This window comes from Bacillus sp. 7884-1 (assembly GCF_002272245.1).
GTDB lineage: Bacteria > Bacillota > Bacilli > Bacillales > Cytobacillaceae > Neobacillus.
In genome coordinates this window covers 21247-41964 of sequence record NZ_NPDD01000153.1, presented here as the reverse complement: position 1 = coordinate 41964, position 20718 = coordinate 21247, and the positions used below count along the sequence as shown (strand labels likewise).

The 20718-nt window shown below is 36.6% G+C and carries 10 protein-coding genes and 1 pseudogene; 3 read left to right on the top strand and 8 right to left on the bottom strand.

What is annotated here, in order from left to right:
• Positions 1 to 216 precede the first annotated feature (216 nt).
• Positions 217 to 3729, bottom strand: a complete 3513-nt coding sequence (locus CHI06_RS18070; RefSeq protein ID WP_095250022.1) for a S8 family serine peptidase — start codon at positions 3727 to 3729, stop codon at positions 217 to 219.
• Positions 3730 to 5128: 1399 nt separating this feature from the next.
• Here CHI06_RS18070 and CHI06_RS18065 point away from each other — a divergent pair.
• A pseudogene (locus CHI06_RS18065) lies at positions 5129 to 6352 on the top strand (IS110 family transposase).
• 211 nt (positions 6353 to 6563) lie between these two features.
• Here the strand turns inward: CHI06_RS18065 and CHI06_RS18060 are convergent.
• From CHI06_RS18060 to CHI06_RS18045, 3 genes are all read right to left on the bottom strand, one after another.
• Positions 6564 to 10649 (bottom strand): S8 family serine peptidase, encoded by a 4086-nt coding sequence (locus CHI06_RS18060; RefSeq protein WP_095250021.1) that lies wholly within the window; start codon positions 10647 to 10649, stop codon positions 6564 to 6566.
• A 613-nt stretch (positions 10650 to 11262) separates the two neighbouring features.
• Entirely contained in the window at positions 11263 to 14823 is a 3561-nt protein-coding gene (locus tag CHI06_RS30950; RefSeq protein WP_095250020.1) for a S8 family serine peptidase, read from the bottom strand.
• Positions 14824 to 15721: 898 nt separating this feature from the next.
• Positions 15722 to 16453, bottom strand: coding sequence for a M15 family metallopeptidase (locus CHI06_RS18045; protein ID WP_257009353.1), 732 nt, complete (start codon positions 16451 to 16453; stop codon positions 15722 to 15724).
• Between the two features lie 252 nt (positions 16454 to 16705).
• Here CHI06_RS18045 and CHI06_RS31115 point away from each other — a divergent pair, with 252 nt between their 5' ends.
• Entirely contained in the window at positions 16706 to 16786 is an 81-nt protein-coding gene (locus CHI06_RS31115; RefSeq protein ID WP_373558156.1) for a hypothetical protein, read from the top strand.
• Positions 16787 to 16849: 63 nt separating this feature from the next.
• The gene (locus CHI06_RS18040; RefSeq protein WP_095250017.1) at positions 16850 to 17635 is read left to right on the top strand and encodes an SDR family NAD(P)-dependent oxidoreductase; all 786 of its coding nucleotides are present in this window, start codon (positions 16850 to 16852) and stop codon (positions 17633 to 17635) included.
• 284 nt (positions 17636 to 17919) lie between these two features.
• Here the strand turns inward: CHI06_RS18040 and CHI06_RS18035 are convergent, their stop codons facing one another.
• The 4 genes from CHI06_RS18035 to CHI06_RS18020 all read right to left on the bottom strand — a co-directional run bounded on the left by CHI06_RS18035 (position 17920) and on the right by CHI06_RS18020 (position 20642).
• Positions 17920 to 19239 carry a 6-phospho-beta-glucosidase gene (locus tag CHI06_RS18035; protein WP_095250016.1) on the bottom strand — a complete coding sequence of 440 codons (1320 nt, stop codon included), beginning with the start codon at positions 19237 to 19239 and terminating at the stop codon, positions 17920 to 17922.
• Positions 19239 to 19550: a PTS lactose/cellobiose transporter subunit IIA gene (locus CHI06_RS18030; RefSeq protein ID WP_095250015.1), complete on the bottom strand. Its 312-nt coding sequence runs from the start codon at positions 19548 to 19550 to the stop codon at positions 19239 to 19241. The genes CHI06_RS18035 and CHI06_RS18030 overlap by 1 nt, the downstream gene beginning before the upstream one ends.
• 232 nt (positions 19551 to 19782) lie before the next feature.
• Positions 19783 to 20091, bottom strand: coding sequence for a PTS sugar transporter subunit IIB (locus tag CHI06_RS18025; protein WP_095250014.1), 309 nt, complete (start codon positions 20089 to 20091; stop codon positions 19783 to 19785).
• A gap of 14 nt (positions 20092 to 20105) precedes the next feature.
• Entirely contained in the window at positions 20106 to 20642 is a 537-nt protein-coding gene (locus CHI06_RS18020) for an RDD family protein (RefSeq protein ID WP_179292677.1), read from the bottom strand.
• Between the last annotated feature and the right edge of the window lie 76 nt (positions 20643 to 20718).

The window sequence follows — 20718 nt, the reverse complement described above, 5'->3', positions numbered from 1 at the left end:
AAGTTATTATCGGGAAAAATATTTATGATTTTGTCGAAATCAATATTTTTAGTGGAGTATTTTGTCTTAAATTCGGGGGAAATACACCTAATTAATAGATTTTTTGATTTTATAAAAAAATAAATTAATCAAAATGGGTATAAAGTCCTAGAAAGGAATATGGTATCAAAAGGAAGCTAAACCTTTTTATGGTTAGCTTCCAGTATTTTTTTTAGTTTATTGAAGTACTGTTACTTTAACTGGAGTTGTTGTCACTTTAAAACCGTCTTTTGTTACTAGGTCAGCTGAGATAAAGTAATTTCCATTTGGTAACTCCGGTTTAGGTGCCCATTTTTTATGAACTTCTTTTTCATTTTTAACTTCAAACGTCTCGACTATATTTCCATTTGCATCTTTAACATTAAATGTCCAGTCCGATCTGTTTTGGGCAAAGTAATCTACCTCTGTTGGAGTGTTTTTGTTTAAATTTTTAGTCGGCCATACACTAGAATTGGAAAGGACCATCCATTCACTCATATATTTTGGATCTTGATCTCCCCAAACGGTGTAAGAGTGGTTAAACGCGTTGTCTGCTCCAATTACTACAATACTTTTCGGTTCGTAGTTTAAGAGTAATGTTGTCGCTTTTCCTGGTAGATAATAATTTCCGTTCACCCAAACCATTGCAGCAACATATCCACTTCCATTTTCATTATCTGTGCCTCTCCAGGAAATTTCGTATTTTCCATCCTTTGGAGTTACAGTAATGTCTGTAACTTTAGGTAGTGTCGAATCTACTTTTACAGGCATTTTAACTTCCTGTGGTTTTGCACCTGGATAGTCTAATGTCGTTTTAATCACATATTGATAATTTCCATCTTGTACAAATTGTCCAGACTCATTTGTCATATCCCAAGGATAGAGTTCATTGTAATAAGTGTCCCCAAATGACATGACATTCTTTCTGAATTTCCATGGTGTCCCTGTATATTCACTGAAGTCACCTAAATATTTAACGATATTACCTGATTGATCTTCAACAAACATTTCCGTTTTTTGTAGATTACGTAAAGCTGTAAATGAAGAATAGATACCATTTAGATGGTAGTTTGGCGAGATGGCAATTTTGTTAAGATCAAACGTTCCCGTACTAGAATCATACCCCTTTGGATAACGTTCTGATGTTCCATCCCAAAGTGCTGTATAACCTAAAAATGCATCTTTCTCCCATGCTGGAGGATCAATATTTTGTGGTTCATCCCATTTTCCATAGAAGCCCATAAATGGTACAGATAAAGGTACGACTTTATCTTGGTCTTTGGCAACTGGAACTAGACGAACAAATCCTTCTACAAAACTATTTGACTTTAAGGAATCTGGTAAATTCACATTAACTGTCAGCTGTTTTGTTTGACCAGGTTTAATTTTAAGTAGTGCCCCTTCTGTTTCTGTTACTTTATTATCATTGACAGTGATGGTTGCTCCATTGATTCGTTCACTTTTTAAAGTTAAATACTCCTTGGAATCCAAGTCACCATCTGTGTCTAAATCATATTCTTTCACTTCCGTCTGATCCTTTAAAACATCTACAAAAACTTGGTATTCGATATCCTCACTATTATTTTTTCCATTAGGAGTTTCGAACGCTTCCACGTTTAATTTAAAGCTTGTAGTTTGTCCTATTTCCTTTAAAGCAACGGCTCCAGCTTGTTCTAAAGGCGTGTTTCGACTTGTCACAATGACAGGTGTGTTAATGGCATTTTGAATTTTCATTAAGCCAGATCCTTGTAAGCGTGGTGAATATGGAACTTCACCGTTTGTTCTTGGATCCATGAGAACATTAGCTGTATTCATTAAAGCAAGCTTTGCTTTTAACACCGTATCTTCTGAATGGGTTAATCCTTTTTGATAAAGTGCCTGCAATAACAATGCGGAACCGCCAGCAACATGAGGTGCTGCCATGGATGTACCGCTCATGATTTCATAATCATTTCCTGGAACAGTTGAATAAATATTTCCACCAGGTGCAGAAATCTCTGGTTTAAAATCTAATGTACTTGGAGAACCATAGGATGAAAAACTGGACATGTTGTCTTTCTTTGCGTTATCTATCCAAGTTTCCCCTGCTAATTTCATCTTGACTATTTGACCACTTTTAAGTTTATTTAATAGTTCTTGCCCTGGAGCCTTACCTGTTGAAGCAGTTGGAATGGAATATTCAGATAATCTTAGATAAGGATAATCAGTCGCCATATTATCAGCTGGTATTATGATTACCGCTTTTGCTCCATACCTTTCTGCGTTAAATTGAATATAAGAATAGTAAGAATATTCATTTAATAACTTTATTACTGCAATGTAGCCAGTTTTATTGGCAGGAAAATCAGCTTTGCTTCGTCCTTCGTTTGCATACACCATTTCATACTCTTGATTCGGATTTAAAAATTTTGAAAGTTTAAAATTATATTTTGCAGGAAACATCGTATGATCTTGGAAAGGAAGCTTAAAACCATTTGTATCTGCTAAAGTATTTAAATGCAATTTGGTATTTTCATAGGATGCTACCGATAAAGCATATGGACCTACACCCGGTGCACCAACTGTCCCAATATCAGGATTTTCTGCATATGGCTTTGAAGCAGAGTCAAGAAATGTATTATTTTTCGTACTATGAGCGGAATTACCAGCTGCCACTACAACAAGTGTTCCACGCTCTGTCGCAACTCGAATCGCTTTTTGAGTCGGATCATCTTCTTCACTAACATAGCCCGCATCAACACCTAAACTCATGTTGATAACATCTGCACCCATTGTAATGGCATGCTCAATTCCTGCGATAATATCATCCTCATAGGCTCCGCCGCCCATATCCGAGAATACCTTTTCTGCTAATAGCTGAACACCTGGAGCAATACCAGCGACCCCACCAGTTGCTTCGTCCCCGTTAGCTCCAACTGTTCCAGCAACGTGTGTTCCATGTGAACTACCATTTAATCCAGGGATGACATTTGTATCATTGTCTGCCCAATCATAACCTGTCGGGACTTTATCGGAATACCAAATTTCGTTTACGTCTGTTTCTGCCATTTTTTGATTCATTTTATCTTGAGTCCATTTTTCTTTCGCTTTTGCATCATCAGATAGTTTCATATCTTTGTGCAAATGGTCAATCCCGGAATCTACGACCGCGACAACTAATCCTTCACCTTTATAGCCGTAATGTTCCCAAACTTTCTGAGCCTGTACCAATTCTTTACTAGCTGCCATCGTTTCATGGAATGTTCTAGCAATATGTACATTCGTAACCCCTGGAATAGACTCGATTTCTTTCATATTCTGAAACTCAGTTTCTAAACTGAAACCGTTAAAACCTTCAAAATAACGGTGTTTCACTTTCGTATCGGAATTTACCTTAGAATTTTTCGTTTTAGAGATTTCATCAATAACTTTGTCTTGCTTTTGCTTCATTATTGACTTTTTATTTTTTGATGATTTCTCCTCATCAGTTGGTGGTTCTACTTCAACGATTAGTCGGACCTTTTCATTAGGGCTATACTCTTTAGTTAAACCTTCTTTTTTAACAGCATTACTATAAAGATCCTTGCTTCCTTGCTCCGCTGTCTCCCCCAATGTTTGAAGCTCCGTAGAAGGGTCATTCGTTTCCGCAAAAACTGTAAATGACGAAAGAATTAAGGATGTGACAGCTGCAGTAGTCATGACTTTAAACGCTTTCAATTTACTTTTTTTCATTTCCGTCTCTCCTTTTTTAGCTTTATATTTATTTATCTTCTAAATGAGGTTAGTAATTTAATAGCATTACGCCTAACGCTATCCCTTTTCGAGAAAACAAATACAATTCAAATTGTAATACACAAAAAGTAATAGTAAATTGGGGGATTAACGTATAGTTCGATAGATTTATATGTTTGTAATTTCATTAAATAGATTGTCGAATTATAAGTTATTACAAGGGGAAAACTTATAGATTTTGTCGAAATCAATTTTATTAGTGAAGTTTATTCTCGCTTAAAGTGGGGGAAAATACCATAATTTATTGAATTTTATGATTTTACAGAAAAGTAAGTTTATTAAAATAATCATAAAGAACTAGACGAGTTGTAGTACTTTGGATGTAAATTAATATATTTTTTTATCGTTATCCAATAGGTATACGAACCTATCTCCATCTAATCGACAAATTCATAAGAAAGAAGACAGGTTTTTCAGTCATCTTTTTGTAAGTCCAAATGGCTCCCAAATATCGGGATAAGCTTGTTTTATATGTTTTACTTGAACCCTTCATGAGTTACATATTTTGAGGTTTTTACGTTTTTACTTACTCATGAACCCTCCATGAGTTACAAATTTTGAAATTTTTGTGATTTTACTTACTCATATGAACCTTCCTTGAGTAACTTTTTCAAACTATTGCGATTTTACTTACACATGAACCCACAAAACAATTTCAGCAACATAAGCGCAAATCTCCCGTTTAGCAGAGTAAGTCTGGTTTTCTCAAGATTAAGACACTGGAAACACAGAGATTGAGCGAATCCATGCTGGCTTATCTTCTAGCATGGTAAAAATACAATAGTGAAGCCCACCAGTCTTTGGCGCCTAGAGCTAATTTTATATAAAAAGGCTCTGTTAAACTCTATTGTTGATATTTGAACAAAGAATAAAGGCCTCTTGGATGCTGCCTGTCGCTCATTTTTGCTGCTGGCGGGCACGAATAGACTCTATTCGTTACCGTTGGGCTCATTTTTGCTGCTGACGGGCACGAATAGACTCTATTCGTTACCATTTTCCCTCATTTTTGCTACTGACGGGGACATAAGCCGTTAATAATTAACAACTTCTCTTATTTCAGCCGTAAAAATCAACATTAAGCTTTAACAGAGACAACCATGCTAATTAAAATTCGCACCATGGCGCATGAAAATATTCATCGCTGCCCATAACGGTAGTGCAGTGGTTATTTACAAGAGGTCGATTAGGCTTGATGTCTTGAACTCGTTACAGAGACGGACCGCGGGAAGTAAGTGTACCATGTTTTGTCGCTCTCTTCGGAGAAGCACGTAGGGTAGATTACACAATAAGCTTCCCATAAATGATCACTGTTTATCACTATATAGATAGGTGTGATTTTATGGAGATTATTAGTGAGTATGTTTGTGGCATGGATGTCCACAAGGATTCAATTACAGCTTGCATTTTAACTCCAAAGAAGAAAGAAATACGTACCTTCGGTACAATGACTGATGATCTTATTCTTCTTTTAGATTGGATCCAGACTTCTGGCTGTACCCATGCGGCAATGGAAAGTACAGGCGTTTACTGGAAGCCCGTTTATAATCTTTTAGAAACTGATTCTTCTATTAAAACCTATGTTGTCAATGCTCAACACATCAAGCAGGTGCCTGGTCGTAAGACAGATGTAAAGGATGCAGAATGGATCGCAGACCTTCTTAAACATGGTTTATTAAAGCCTAGTTATATTCCAAATTGCGACCAAAGAGAACTGCGGGAACTTGTTCGTTATCGCAGAAGTTTAATAGATGAAAAAGCTCGTGAGTCAAATCGTATTCAAAAAGTTTTAGAAGGAGCAAACATTAAACTAGGTTCCGTTGCAACAGATATATTGGGTGTCTCAGGACGATTGATGATTCGTCAAATCATTGACGGTGACACTAACCCTGAAACCATAGCTCAGCTTGCAAAACAACAACTACGAAAAAAAATGGATCTTCTAAAACGTTCTTTACATGGTTTAATTGGTAGCCATCAAAAGTTTATGCTTAACAACCAACTTAATCATATCGAATATCTCGAGAATCAAATTAAAGGATTGGATAAAGAGATTGATGAGCGATAACAGTCAGCACAACAAGAAAATGAACTTTTGGATTCAATTCCTGGTGTTGGAATCCAGACTGCCCAACAAATAATAGCTGAGGTAGGACTTGATATGACCAGATTTCAAAGTGCTGCCCATTTGGCATCGTGGGCTGGCATGGCACCTGGACAAAATGAAAGCGCAGGTAAAAAAAAGAAGACACGAACAAGAGATGGTAACAAATATCTTAGAAGTGCATTAATTGAATCAGCAGCCAGTGCAATCCGTAAAAAAGATAGTTATTTAGCCGCAAAATACTATCGTTTAAAAAGAAGACGAGGAACTAAAAAAGCAAGAGTGGCCATTGCACATCAAATTTTAGTAATCGCCTATTATCTGTTAACCAAAAAAGAAGTTTATAAGGAATTTGGTTCAAATCATTACGAACAGCAAGTCATTGATGTAAAAAAGCAAAAAGCCATAAAACACTTGGCAAGCCTAGGATACGAAGTAACTCTGTCATCACAATCTGCTTAATACAATTTAATTTACAACCTTAATAGAGGGCAATGAAGGGATCAAAAAAATTCAAATTCAGCTCCCTTAGTTTGGTGTTGCCTTTTTTTAGAGTCTATTTTCAGGGTAGCCTATAAAAAAAGAAGCCAGCCCTATTTAAAGGCTAGCTTCCTAATTAGAAAATCTGCTAGAGTAACAATAATGAAAATAGATTAGAGAACTCCTTTTAAAATCACTTTAGTTCACTAATAATTTCCTCAAGCGTTTTTCCATTTGCATTTTCTTTTGGATTTTTGGCAGCCTTTATCGTCGGATTTTCAAGCAGATAATTTTTCTTGATAAATTCCATATCCTTCATATCTACCGTACCGTCGAAGTTGATGTCACTGTTTCGATCAGATGTTTTCCAGTGTTTTTTCAGGTAGACGGCGTCATCAATATCGATCACGTTGTCTTTATTGACATCACCACCCAAAGCAGATTTGAACGGAAGATATCGTATTTCCCCGATAACACCTTCACGGCCGATGGTGAACGTTTTTTCTACTGTAAAGTGACCTGGTACATCGAACTGGAATGTTAAAGGTTTACGGTCCGTAGGTAATCCGTCCACAATGAATTTGGCGTCTTTTATTACTTGGCCCACAAACGAGTTGCCGTTCTCGTCCTTCACTTTAATTGTCGCTCCTAGTGCAAAATAGTCGACATTAGTAGAACGCAGGATGCCGTAACCATCTCTGTAATAAATAGCTTCACCATCCATACTACCTGTCAGTCTTGAATATTTCGGCCATACTCTTACAGAGGGATGTGCAGCAAACGCTGTTGTTTTCGTACCATTCTCATCTGTATAAGTTGGGTTTACTATTGCCATTGCCACATAGGAATCAGTGAATGTATCATCTTTTACTTTAGCTTTTACATTTAATAAAGGTAGATTATCCATTGCAGAAATGGATCCTTCCAAAGCCTTTAGAGTGACTGCTATTCCATTACTTGTTTCTGTTGTTTCCAATGAAACCTTACCTTTAAGTTCTTCAGAAACCTCAATTGCCTCTATCGCCAAATAATCTTTTTTGAACTGATAATTCCATTTCGATTCCTTCCAGCTAGTACTATTGTGTGCTTTTGAAATAAAGTTGATTACTTCACCTGTTTTTGCCTCTTTTTTATCAGCAAGGGTGGAGATGTAGTTCGTCCCTTTTTTGACAAAATAGAATTCCTTTTGAACAGAAGGAAGTCCGGCTCTGTCAATACCGTAAAAACTGATTGGCAGGAACTTCTGAGTGCTTGGGAAGCCTGTGCTGTAATTGAAGTTGCCCATTTCATCAACAGGGTATTGCTGTGCATAAGAACTATTGTTATAGCGATAGTTTAAACCGTTATTGCCTTGCTTCGCCTGCAACCCTAATGCAACCGCTTCTTCAATTTGTTTATCATGTATCTTACCCTTTACTTGAATGGAAGTTAAAGCAGGGTCCATTTCCACGATTCCTGCCTCCATTTCTGTTTCGATTGTTGGGGTCTCATTATCAATGATGAAAGGTTTCTCAAAAATTGTTTCTTTATCTTGATCATCTGTGAAAACAAATTTTAACTTATAAGAACCTGCCTCAGCAATTTGTGGTTCATACGAAAGCGGTTTTTCTTTATCATTTGTAAATGGAAAATAGCTTCCGGTGAAATACGCTGGTACAGATTGATTCTCATTGATCCAAGCACCATCAAACTGTCCGACAAATCCCATGTCTTCACCTGTTGCAGCATTTGTTAAGAACAAATCAATCGTTTTCATATGGGAACTCAATTTAAAAGAACCTTGTAAAAAATTAATGACTCTTGATACTCCGTTCTCCTGGATTGTTGTGAAAGTGTTTATCATATTGATAGAATCGACACCCTCTTTTACTTTTCGGATGGCAAATGGAATTTGATAGGTGTCCTCCGTGTTATCTTTATTCGTAAACGTGACATATCCTTCGTATGTGCCGTTTTTTGCTGTTGACGGTATCGTAATCTTAGTGGAGACTGTTTCTTTCCCTCCTGCTTTCACAGTTACGGAAGAAGCCGTTTCCAATACAACGCCATTTTCAACAGCACTAAGAGAACCTTTAACAGCTTGATAGTTCACTTTGACTTCATATTGCTGATCCTGGCTACTACTATTTTGAATTTCAATTTCTTTCAACTCTTCTATGGCGTTTTCTGTCGCAAAAACAGTTCCAAAGTTGAGTGCACCTGTAATTTCCTTAATACTTTTTTCTTTTTCATTTTTAAATAAGGTCACGGTTTCATCAGCAACCTTGAAGGAAGAGACTGCATGAACGGCTTCAAAAGCATCTACTCGTCCTGCTCCAACTTCATATACGCTATCTTTGCTTATGAGAGCGTCTGCGGTATTCATTAGGGTGCTTTTTACTTCCCCTGGCGAAAGCTTTGGATTGGCTTGAAGTAATAATGCTGCTATTCCCGCCACGTGCGGCGACGCCATGGAAGTTCCAGAAAACTTATCATACGCATATTCGTAATTCCCTAAATAATCTTTTCCTCGGTAGGAACTTGACACAGTGGACATAATCGTACCGCCTGGAGCAACAACTTCCGGCTTGATATCGTACGTAATTCGCGCTGGTCCGCGAGAACTGAAGAAAGATAAAGTATCATCGGTAGCTGTATACTTTTCTTTTACTTCATCAAACGTAAAGGAAACCGTTCCTAATTTCAACATATCTTTAAATGCTTTTCCCTGCTCTACGGTTATGATTTGAGTCGGTATAAAATTGGGCTGCTCCGTAAGTCTATCCGATATATAACCGGATCCATACTTTCCATCGATGAATATTGCTTTTGCCCCATTTTCTTTTGCAATGGCTACTATTTTGCCAATTTGTAGACCTCCTCCTACTGATACAAGAACGATTTTGTCTTTGACATCAATACTAGCGTAATCAGCCTCTGTTCCTGAATTTGCATTTACCATTTCAATGGTTTGACCTTTAAGTAATCTGGATTCATTACCAAATCCCGTTGTGCAATAACGAGTTTCAACTGTTCCTTGTTTGTCGGCTGTTTTGAAAGTTCCGATAAAACCAGGTAGAGCGATCTCTGTGTTTGTCGATCCTACTGTTATGGCTAATGGAGAAGCGGATGGCGAACCGAGAGTATAGAAGCTTGGCCCTGCATTCCCCGCAGCTAAAACAGCGGTGACGCCTGATAAAACTGCATTATTGATGGCAACGGAAGATGGGGATAATGGACTATTATAACTATTTCCAAGCGAGAGATTGATGACATCCATCTTATCTTTTATCGATTGCTCGATCCCCGCTACAATATTCTCTTCCGATCCAGATCCATAAGGCCCTAGCACGCGATACACATATAAATCGGCCTCTGGCGCTACGCCTTTTGTCGCGAAATTCGCGATATTTTTCTGCTGACCAGCTATAATCCCGGATACATGCGTTCCATGATCCGTGGAATAGGAACGGCCTTCGTTTACAGGCTTACCTGCTGTTAGCCAATCCTCATACGTCGTTTCCATCGGATCGTTATCATCATTTACAAAATCGTATCCACCTTTGAAAGCGTCTTTTAAATCAGGGTGGTTATAGTCTATTCCCGTATCCAATACCCCGATTTTGATTCCCTTCCCTGTAAATCCTTCTTTATGGAGTTTGTCCACACCCAAAGTCGCATGTGGTTGACTTCCCGTATACGCAGAAGTTCCAGCTGTTCCTTGTTCTACAGAATCAGAAGGAAGATCTAATTGAAACTCTTGGTTTTCCCAAACATTTTTTACGGCTTTCGATTTAAGTAAATTCTTCACTTCGTTAGCTGGCAGAGTCAAAGCAACCCCATTATACACCTGCTTATAAGTAGTCGTGATTTTTCCTTTAATCTTCAAAGCATCTAAGTCCTGCTGAAATACAGAATGGTCTTCTTCGACCCATTTCTCGGCATCCTCATGAGTTAGCTCTCTACCATTCAATTTTTCAATTAAGACTGCTGTTTTAGCAGGCTTGTTCTTAAACTCAATAATCACAGAAATCTCCTGTTCACTTGATAAGTCAGTCTCAGGGGACAACTGAATTCCTGCTGTGGTCGTTTGTGTCAAATCTTGAATAGCTCTTCGCTGTTCGGGAGTTAATTGCTTTAATACTTGGTCAACCTTTGACTGATTTACTTCATACACTACAGGTTGGGCCCCAGTTGAAGGGTTGTTTGTTTCCGCAAAAGCTGTGAATGAGGAAAGCATTAAGGATGTTACTGCTGCAGTAGTCATGACTTTAAATGCTTTCAATTTACTTTTATTCATTATAACCTCTCCTTTTTTTAGTTTTTTCTATGTATCTCTGAACCCCTACTGAGTAGATACATACAATCAAAAGTGTACCTATAACATAGAGCACAGTAAATTGGGGGATAAAGCACAGTTCAATAGACTTATGTGTTGAAAACTCCATCAAAAAGATTGTCGTTTAAACAATATTTTAATAGAATTTTATGTTATTAATGGAAAATTTTTGTCGAAATGAATATTTTTATGGAGGTTCTTTTTATGAAATGGGGGGAATTCACGAAACATAAATTGATTTTTATGATTTTAACAAAAATGCAATTAATTAAAACACCACTAAAGAACTAGATAGAGATATAGTACCTTTGACATAATTACATTAATTCTAGAAAAAAACAGATCTTTAAAGTTGTTCAAGGGGCAAGAGATAATAAAATTTGATTTGAAGAACATAAAGAAATCCGTACCATCCATTGTAACTCCAGTCATCTTTACCAATTTATCAAAGCAAAATATAAAGAAACTAGAAAAAACAGGACAAGGTGAAAGTGGCATCATAACAATCGAATAGAGTAAAAAACGACAGGTTCGCAACCTGTCGTTTTTTATTTCTTCAAATCAAAATCTATTATTATGGTAATTGGTTAACTGTTACTTGTTTAGACTTTGTTGTTACTTTCAAACCACTTTTCGTGACAATATCCAACGAAATAGAATACGTACCATTTGGGAGACCCGCTTTAGGTGCCCATTGTGTTCTTAGTGTATATTCATTTTTGACTTCAAATGAATCGACGATTTTTCCACTTACATCTTTGATATTAATCGTCCAGTCTACTCGGTTATTAGCAAAACTTGTAATTTTTGCCTGGTTAGTACTGTTAACATTATTAACTGGAGTGACGCCGTAATAGGAAATCACCATATCTTGATTAATATAACTTGGATCTCCCCAAACTAGGTAAGTGTGATTATAAGCATAGTCAGATGCTAAAACGACAACACTTTTCGGTTCTTCATTTACAATTGCAGAGGTTACTCCTGGTCTTAAGCTTAAATATTTCCCATTATACCAAATAATACTAGCATAAAAGCCACTACCCTTTTCATTATCTTCGGCCTTAAAGGTTATTTCATATTTACCTTCCTTTGGCTTCACCTGAATATCAGAAATCGTTGGAGCAATGGAGTCTACTTTTATTGGCATTTTAACTATCTGTGGTTTTGCATTTTCATAATCTAATATCGTTTTAATTACATAACGATAATTTCCGTTAGGTACAAACTGTCCAGATAAATCTTTCATATCCCATCGATATCCGCTATACATTCTATCCCCATATGAAATTATATTTTTTCTGAATTTCCATGGCTTTCCTGTGTATTCGCTAAAGTCACCTAAATTTTTAATGAGATTTCCCGATTCGTCTTCTACATACATTTCAACTTTTTGTAAATTACGTAATGCTGTAAATGTCCCATAGATACCTTGTACAAGGAAGTTTGGTGAAAATGCGATACGGTCAGTATTAAATGTTCCAGTATATGGATCATATCCCATTGGATAACGTTCTGATACGTCATCCCAAAGTGCAGTATAACCTAAGAAGGCATCGGTCTTCCATGCTGCAGGATCAATATTTTGTGGTTCATCCCATTTCCCATAGAAACCCATATAAGGAATGGAAAGTGGAACTGCTTTATCCTGGTCTTCAGCTACTGGAACGAGACGAACATATCCTTCTACAAAACTATTTTTCTTTAAGGAATCTGGTAACGTTACATTTACAGTCAGCATTTTTGTTTGGCCTGGTTTAATTTTAATTAATGCTCCTGTTTTATCTGTTACTGTTTTATCATTTACTGTGACATTTGCACCATTAATACGTTCACTAGTTAATGTTAAATACTCCTTGGAATCTAAGTCACCATCGTCGTCTAAATCAAATTCCTTCATTTCCGTCTTATCTTTTAGTACATCGACATAAACCTTGTATTCAATATCATCACTATTATTTTTACCTTTAGGAGCGTCGAATGCTTCCATTTTTAATTTAAAGCTTGTATTTTGACCTATTATTTCCTTTAAAGCTACCGCTCCAGCTTGTTCTAAAGGCGTGTTTCTATTTGCAACAATAACAGGTGTATTAATCGCATTTTGAATTTGCATTAAACCTGATCCTTGTACACGTGGTGAATATGGAACTTCTCCATTTGTTCTTGGATCCATGACAATATTGCCCGTATTCATTAAAGCAAGTTTTGCTTTTAGAACGGTATCTTTAGAATGTGCTAATCCTTTTTCATAAAGGGCCTGCAATAACAATGCCGAGCCGCCTGCAACATGAGGAGTTGCCATGGATGTCCCACTCATTAAATCATAATTATTTCCTGGTACAGTGGAATAAATATTTCCTCCAGGAGCTGAAATCTCTGGTTTAAAATCTAATGTATGCGGAGAACCAATGGATGAAAAATAGGACATCGTGTCTTTCACTGGGTTATCTACCCAAGTGTCACCAGCTAATTTCATTTTTACAATTTGACCACTTGTTAGTTTATTCACTAATGCTTCTCCAGGATTTTTACCTGTGGTCGCAGCTGGAATGCCATATGGACTTAAATATAAATATGGATAATCAGCCATATTTGTAGGTGGAATAATGATAATTGCTTTTGCGCCGGCTGCTTTTGCTTGAGATTGAATAGGACCATAATAAGTGTAGGTATTTAATAGCTTTACTACAGCAATTTTTCCATTAACCATCGATACATTGTTATTATAGTAATCAACTTTTTTCGTTCCTTCCCCTACATAGACCAGTTCATAGGTTTCATTTGGAGATAAAAACTTTGATAATTTAAAGTTGAATGTTGGACCGAATTGTGTTTGATCTTGAAACGGCAACGATAGACCATTTGATTCAGATAATGCATTTAAATGAAGCTTAGTATTTTCATAGGAAGCAACTGATAAAGCAGATGGACTTACACCCGGTGCACCAACTGTTCCAATATCAGGATTTTCTGCATAAGGATTTAATGAAGAAGGAATGAGATTATTCTTTGTACTGTAGGATGAATTACCGCCCGCCACGACAACAAGGGTACCTTGTTCTGTTGCAAATCGAATGGCTTTTTGAATCGGATCATCTTCTTCCCCTACATAGCCTGCATCTACACCTAAACTCATGTTTATTACGTCAGCACCAATTGTAACGGCATGCTCTATTCCTGCGATAATATCATCCTCATAGGCTCCGCCACCATTATCTGAAAATACTTTCTCAGCTAACAGCTGCACACCTGGTGCGATACCAGCGACACCACCATTCGTTTCGTCTCCATTTGCACCAACTGTACCAGCAACGTGAGTGCCGTGAGCACTTCCAGTTTTCCCAGGAATGACATTAGTATCATTATCCGCCCAATCATAACCTGTTGGAACCTTATCGGAATACCAAATTTCGTTTACGTCTGTCTCTGCAAATTTTTGATTAATTTTCTCTTGAGTCCATTTTTCTTTTGCTTTGGCAGCATCAGATAGGTTCATATCTTTGTGAGTATAATCGATCCCGGAATCTACGACCGCAACTACTAATCCTTCACCTTTATAACCATATTTTTCCCATACCTTTTGAGCCTGTACTAATTCTTTACTTGCTCCCATAGCTGGTTGGAATGTTTTGGCTATATGTACATTGGTAACCCCTGGAATAGACTGGATTTTATTCATATTTTGAAACTCTGTTTCTAAACTGAATCCGTTAAACCCTTCAAAATACCGATGCTTCACCTTTGCTGGCGAATTTGATTTTGAAGCTTTCGCTTTTGAGATTTGATCGATGACTTTGTCTTGCTTTTGCTTCATTAATGATTTTTTATTTTTAGATGTATTGTCCACATCTGTTGGTTGTTCCACCTCTACGATTAAACGAACAACATCATTTGGGTTATAGGCTTTATTCGAACCTTCTTTTTTAATATCATTATTATAAAAATTGTCACTACCAGGCTCCATCTTGTCCTTATCAAAAAATAATTTCCTTCCTTGTTCCGCAATATCTTCAAACGCTTGGGGCTCGGTTGAAGTGTCATTCGTTTCCGCAAACGCTGTGAATGATGAAAGAAGTAAGGAGGTTGCAGCTACTGTTGTCATGACTTTCAATGCCTTCAATTTACTCTTTTTCATTTACGTCTCTCCTTTTTTTGATTTTTTGAGTTTGATATTTATTTCCCTACATTGTTGAGATTAGGAATTTAATAAAATTATAGGAATAATAATTTTACGCTTAAAGCTAACCCTAATGAGTAAATAAATATAATCCAAATTGTACCTACACTGTAAAACATAGTAAATTGGGGGATTAACGCATAATTCAATAGACATATATGTTTAAAATTCCACAAAAAGATTGTCATTTAAACAATATTAAAAGAGATTTCAAACTATTATTAGGAAGAATATTTATTGATTTTGTCGAAATTAATATTATTAGAGGAGTGATTTTTCTTTAAAATCGGGGGAAATAAACAAAATTAATCGAATTTTATGATTTTTCAATAAAATGAGTCGATTAAAACAGGTATAAAGAACTAGATGTCCATTCAGAAGAAAAACGCATTGAGTACAAGTTGATAACTGAATTTCCAAATGAATTAAAGCTAAATTAAAGGGCCTGAGTCCAGTATAGTACCGAATTCAAGCCCTAGTAGCAGCCTATAAAATAATATGTCTAACTTATTATCGCTCTCCACTTTTTTAAATGATTGAGTAGGGTCTTATTAAGTATTGTCATTTTTTAATCTGAAGAAACTTATTTTCATGGTAGCTTAAGAACAACAACAATTAAACCCTATAATAAAATCCCCTGATATTATCATGGGGATCTGCAACTATTTACATTGTAATATCAGGCAAAAACGATTTTTAACATTCTGTCGATTGTACTTGAGATGACTTTTGTACATGAGTTACGGCAGGTGAAATTTCATTTGATGCCTGTTTTATCGCTTCCTGGGCGAGTAAATAAAGATGGAAATAAAAGGTAAATATTTGCCAAGCTCCTTTAGGAAATGGACTCTTTTTATTACTTATTAACTGGTTCTGCATGAAAATATTCTTCCAGTGTAATTCCATTGTTCATGATTTTAAGAGCAATCGATTTACCTACATAACGTAGGTGCCAAGGCTCATATTGATAACCAGTAATGGCTTTTTTGCCTTTTGGATATCGAATAATAAAGCCGTAATCCGCTGCATTCGCCTCTAGCCAAAGGGCCTCTTTTGTTCCCCCAAAGCAGTCTTCCGCAGGACACTGCCCATCTCCTCCAGTAACATCGATTGCAAGACCGGTTTCATGTTCACTCGTGCCAGGCAAAGCACTGTATGTTTTTGCTTCCTCATATCCATCTTTACTTACATAAGACTGAAATAATGCTGTTTGAGTTGCATGTGATCGATAAGCCGAAACACCTATTAATGAAATACCTTGTGATTTTGCATCAGTAAATAGGTCTTTAATCGCTCCTGCTGCCTCTGAACGCATTTTTCGCTTTTCAGTTTTCTCTTGGAAAATAAATGGAATATCCACAAAAATAAGATCTGGTGGGGAATAACTTTCTGGAAGCTTATGTAGGTTATTTACGAGAACAGAAATGCTCTTTGGGTTAACGTCAACATGGATACTTTCATCATTCTGTTTTGCATGTACGGACGTTGTTGATTCAGGTTTGATTTTTATATCTCGATTAATATCTGTAAAACTAGTTAATAACACTGCAAATATAATAATGCAGTCCCTGATTAATAGTTTGTCCAATTTAGCCACATCCATTATTAAACTGTATACATAGATTCATTTGGATTTTAAATTAACAGATAGATTTTATCATGGTGACTTGGTTTTATGAACTACAGAAAGCTTAACATGTTATGAAGTAAAGCTTAATATTACCGATTTTTTAAAGTTTACATAAACGCTAAGACTAGAAACTTCATCAATCCTGGTAATGAAGATATTTTTTAGCTCCCCCCCACTTCCGTATAATTTAATAAATTGAAACTGAATTTTGTGACCTCAGCCCCTGTTTTAATATTAGTAATACTTACTTACACATTAAAATCGTTAATTTTATTTAATTATCATTTATAAGTATAATGAATATTGTTAAGATTTTAAAATCTTTGAATATTTCTAATACAGGGGGAAATCAGCATGTCATTGAACCAATTTTTTGATTTAACAGGAAAGACAGCAATCGTTCCTGGAGGCGGCAGCGGGTTAGGCCGTCAAATGGCAATTGCACTTGCAAAAGCTGGTGCTAACGTTGTAGTAGGTTCACGTCGTTTAGAAGTTTGCGAGAACGCTGTAAAAGAAATTGAAACGTTAGGAGGACAAGCATTTGCCCTGGCATTGGATGTAACAGATCCTGAATCTGTTGGACAAGCTGTAGAGAAGGTAATTTCTCAATTTGGCAAGATCGACATTTTAGTCAACGCTAGTGGAGTTGCTTATGAAATCCCTGCGACGGAGATGCCTTTTAAAGAATGGCAAGTTATGATCGATACAAATTTGACAGGTACATTCTTAATGTGCCAGGCTGTTGGAAGACATATGATTGAAAATAAATACGGAAAAATCATTAACGTTTCTTCAACTGTTGCAACTAGGGGTACGGACCCAGAAGTAGTAGACTCTGTAGGATATGCAGCAAGTAAAGGTGCCGTTAACACATTAACGAAGGATCTTGCAGTCAAGTGGGCACGTCATGGACTGACTGTGAATGCTATTGCACCTGGAATCATGACTACTGGAATGAATGATCCGCAAGTAGAAGGTACACTTGCAAATAGATTGGGCGGGGAAGGTACTAAGACTCCTTCAAGGAGATTAGGCAGAGATAGTGATATAGCTGGAGCTGTCATTTATTTTGCTTCGGCATCCTCTGATTATTGTAATGGAAATATATTGGGTATTGATGGCGGACTCGGGGCTAAGTAATATTTATACCCAGCCTTAGTTCGATAATTTAATAGAGCACTAAAAACAGAGGCTACCTAATTCCTCTGTTTTTTTAATTTTGATTTTTATAATGCTTATAGAACTTATTACATCCGAATTGATCGATTGTTCAATGATAAAGCTCTCTTAAATAACTTTGTTGATCATCAACAAAACCCACCGAATAATGATCCGGTGGGTTTTATGTATCAACGTTGCTTTAAGTGTATACGACTTTTTTCTATTATCAAGAAATCAGATAAAATACCTGACAATCAGATTGGCTATTTTTTAAAAAACCTTGGTAAATATGCTTTGTGTGCCTCTAGCATTTCGTCTACAATCGCTATAGCCATTTTATCGTTTGCAACAAGCGGATTGATCGTCAATGCAACGATTGCTTTTTCACGACTTCCTTCTACCGCAGCCTCAATGGCCATCTGCTCAAAAGATTTAATCGTTTGTATCAATCCTCGAACTGGAACTGGCAATTCTCCCATCGATAATGGAACCGGACCATCCTTCGTAATGACACAACTAACTTCAACAGCACCGTTATATGGTAAGCCTGAAATTGCCCCCTTGTTCATTGTATTCAATGGTTGAATATCTCGCGTATCATTGTAAATAGATGAGATCAAACGACAAGCCGCATCGGAGTAGTAGGCTCCACCACGTTTTTCTAACTCAGGTGGTTTTACATCTAGCGTTTCATCTTTATATTTTTCAAATAGAGATGCTTCAATCCGTTGTACGACTTCTGCACGTGTTTCATTAGACTCAAATTCTTTCAATGCTCTTGCCAACATCTCAGATGTTTTGTAGTAGTAATGATGGTATGAGCATGGGATGACATTGATACCTTTTAGGAATTCAGGTGCCCATTCCTCCGCGTCAATATTTTTTACAAAACTTGCATTGGCAGGATCCATGATCATTTCAAGAACTTTATCTTTTACACTTACTCCATCTAGATAAACTTCTATTCCAAAAACCATATGATTAAGACCTGCAAAATCAATACGAATACGAGAGTGATCCACGTTTAAAAGTTTCGCAATACCCATTTCCATTCCAATCGGTATATTACAAAGGCCAATAAATTTCTTAACATTTGAATATCTTAATGCTGCCTCTGTCACCATACCTGCAGGGTTTGTAAAGTTAAGTACCCACGCATTTGGACAAAGCTCTTCCACTTCCTTACAAATATCCAGTATAACAGGAATCGTACGGAGCGCTTTAAACAAACCACCTGCACCATTGGTTTCTTGACCGATTACACCATGTTTTAATGGAATTCTTTCATCAAGTGCACGTGCAGCCAATTGCCCAACACGAAGTTGTGTCGTAACGAAATCAGCACCCTTCAAAGCCTCACGACGATCATACGAAAGGTGAATCTCCATTGGAACCCCAGCTTTTTTGATCATACGCTTTGCTAGCGCACCAACTGTTTCTAATTTTTCGCGACCTGCTTCGATATCAACAAGCCAAAGTTCTGTAACTGGTATTTTTTCATAACGCTTAATAATGCCTTCAACTAGTTCCGGCGTATAACTAGAGCCCCCACCAATTGTCACAACTTTAAATTTCTTTGACATTACTTGAGGCCCCTTTCATACATGTCAACGAACTCTTTTGCCAAGTCTTTTACGGTCATCGCATTCATCAAGTGATCTTGGGCATGAATCATTAAAAGTGAAATTTCTGTTGGATTTCCACCAATCTCTGATTGAATGAGCGATGTTTGAATATGATGTGCCTCATTTAAAGAATCACTTGCTTCTTTTAATTTCTTGCGTGCTAAATCCATATTCTGTTCTTTTGCGGCATGAATGGCTTCCATTGCTGCACTTCGACCATTTCCACCATGTAAAATCAATGTAAAAATTTCTGTTTCATGTTTTACCATAAAACTGACCTCCTTTCTCTTTCAAGAGAAATTTTGAAACTCTGCAAAGCTTATGGCCACAAATTTTCTATGTTAAAAACCCCTTTGGGTATTCTTGTATTCCATAAAATTTTCAAACTTAAAATTTTTTATTTTCATGTGTTTTTTCATGTCATTCATAATGTCCTTTGAACTCAAAGTCATTTGCTTTCAAGAGGCATTATATAGGAAGAGAGACTTACAGAATTGTATACTACTTATTTACTATTAGTTTTATTGCTTGCTCGAGAATAGCTTCACCATCACACATGCCATAATTCATCATATCAATAACTTCAACTGGAATGTTTTTCTCCCCACAGATGTTTTTCATTTCGTTCAAAAGAAAACGTACTTGTGGTCCTAACAATAACACATCCGCCTCTTCGATTTCTGAGCGAACAACAGATTCAGAAACTGCCCAAATGTGTGCTGAAATCCCTTTTGACGCAGCAGCTTTTTCCATTTTTGTAACGATTAGACTTGTAGACATGCCGGCAGCACAACAAAGTAAAATATTCATTATTTTTTCCCCTTCTATTCTAAGCTAGTAACGACGTTCTTATTGACTACGACTAATCGAGCTAATCGATCGTGTGCAGCTAATGAGTTTGGATTAGCAAATATGCTTATAACGGATATCAAAAAAGGAAGGCCCTGAAAAAGAAACATCGATAAAAATTTAAAGAAACTTCTAACAATCACTAATAATCCATAAGCAAGCTTACCTTTTTTGTTATGGATGTGTGTTAGTTTCAATCGAAAAATCATCTTCCCAATTGTAGAACCTCTTAATAATAAGGTTGTTAAGACATCATAACAAAACCAGATTAGAAGCGATTGGAGAAAAGCTTCATTAAAAAGAGCCATTACCTGTACAGTAGCCTCTTGACTAGCTGCTTCACTCATTGTTTTTTGAATTTCAATCATCTTTGTTAAGACTCCAGGAAAGTCTGCAAATCCTGATATTCGATAAACAATGGAAAGTAGGATTGAGATAATCACCGCATCTACTACAAAAGCAGCCATTCTTTTTAATCGTAACGGAGTAAATATTTTCTTTTTGATGTCCATAGTAGGTATTCGCATAAAAAATTAAGACGTCCGTTTGGATCTAGCGTGTTCAATAACGGATATAATGGGTGTCAAA

What these genes read in the sequence shown, in the direction of transcription:
- CHI06_RS18040 (WP_095250017.1), top strand. Translation starts at nt 16,850, where the DNA reads ATGTCATTGAACCAATTTTTTGATTTAACAGGAAAGACAGCAATCGTT.
- CHI06_RS18030 (WP_095250015.1), bottom strand. Translation starts at nt 19,550, where the DNA reads ATGGTAAAACATGAAACAGAAATTTTTACATTGATTTTACATGGTGGA.
- CHI06_RS18035 (WP_095250016.1), bottom strand. Translation starts at nt 19,239, where the DNA reads ATGTCAAAGAAATTTAAAGTTGTGACAATTGGTGGGGGCTCTAGTTAT.
- CHI06_RS30950 (WP_095250020.1), bottom strand. Translation starts at nt 14,823, where the DNA reads ATGAAAAAGAGTAAATTGAAGGCATTGAAAGTCATGACAACAGTAGCT.
- CHI06_RS18025 (WP_095250014.1), bottom strand. Translation starts at nt 20,091, where the DNA reads ATGAATATTTTACTTTGTTGTGCTGCCGGCATGTCTACAAGTCTAATC.
- CHI06_RS18070 (WP_095250022.1), bottom strand. Translation starts at nt 3,729, where the DNA reads ATGAAAAAAAGTAAATTGAAAGCGTTTAAAGTCATGACTACTGCAGCT.
- CHI06_RS18060 (WP_095250021.1), bottom strand. Translation starts at nt 10,649, where the DNA reads ATGAATAAAAGTAAATTGAAAGCATTTAAAGTCATGACTACTGCAGCA.
- CHI06_RS18020 (WP_179292677.1), bottom strand. Translation starts at nt 20,642, where the DNA reads ATGGACATCAAAAAGAAAATATTTACTCCGTTACGATTAAAAAGAATG.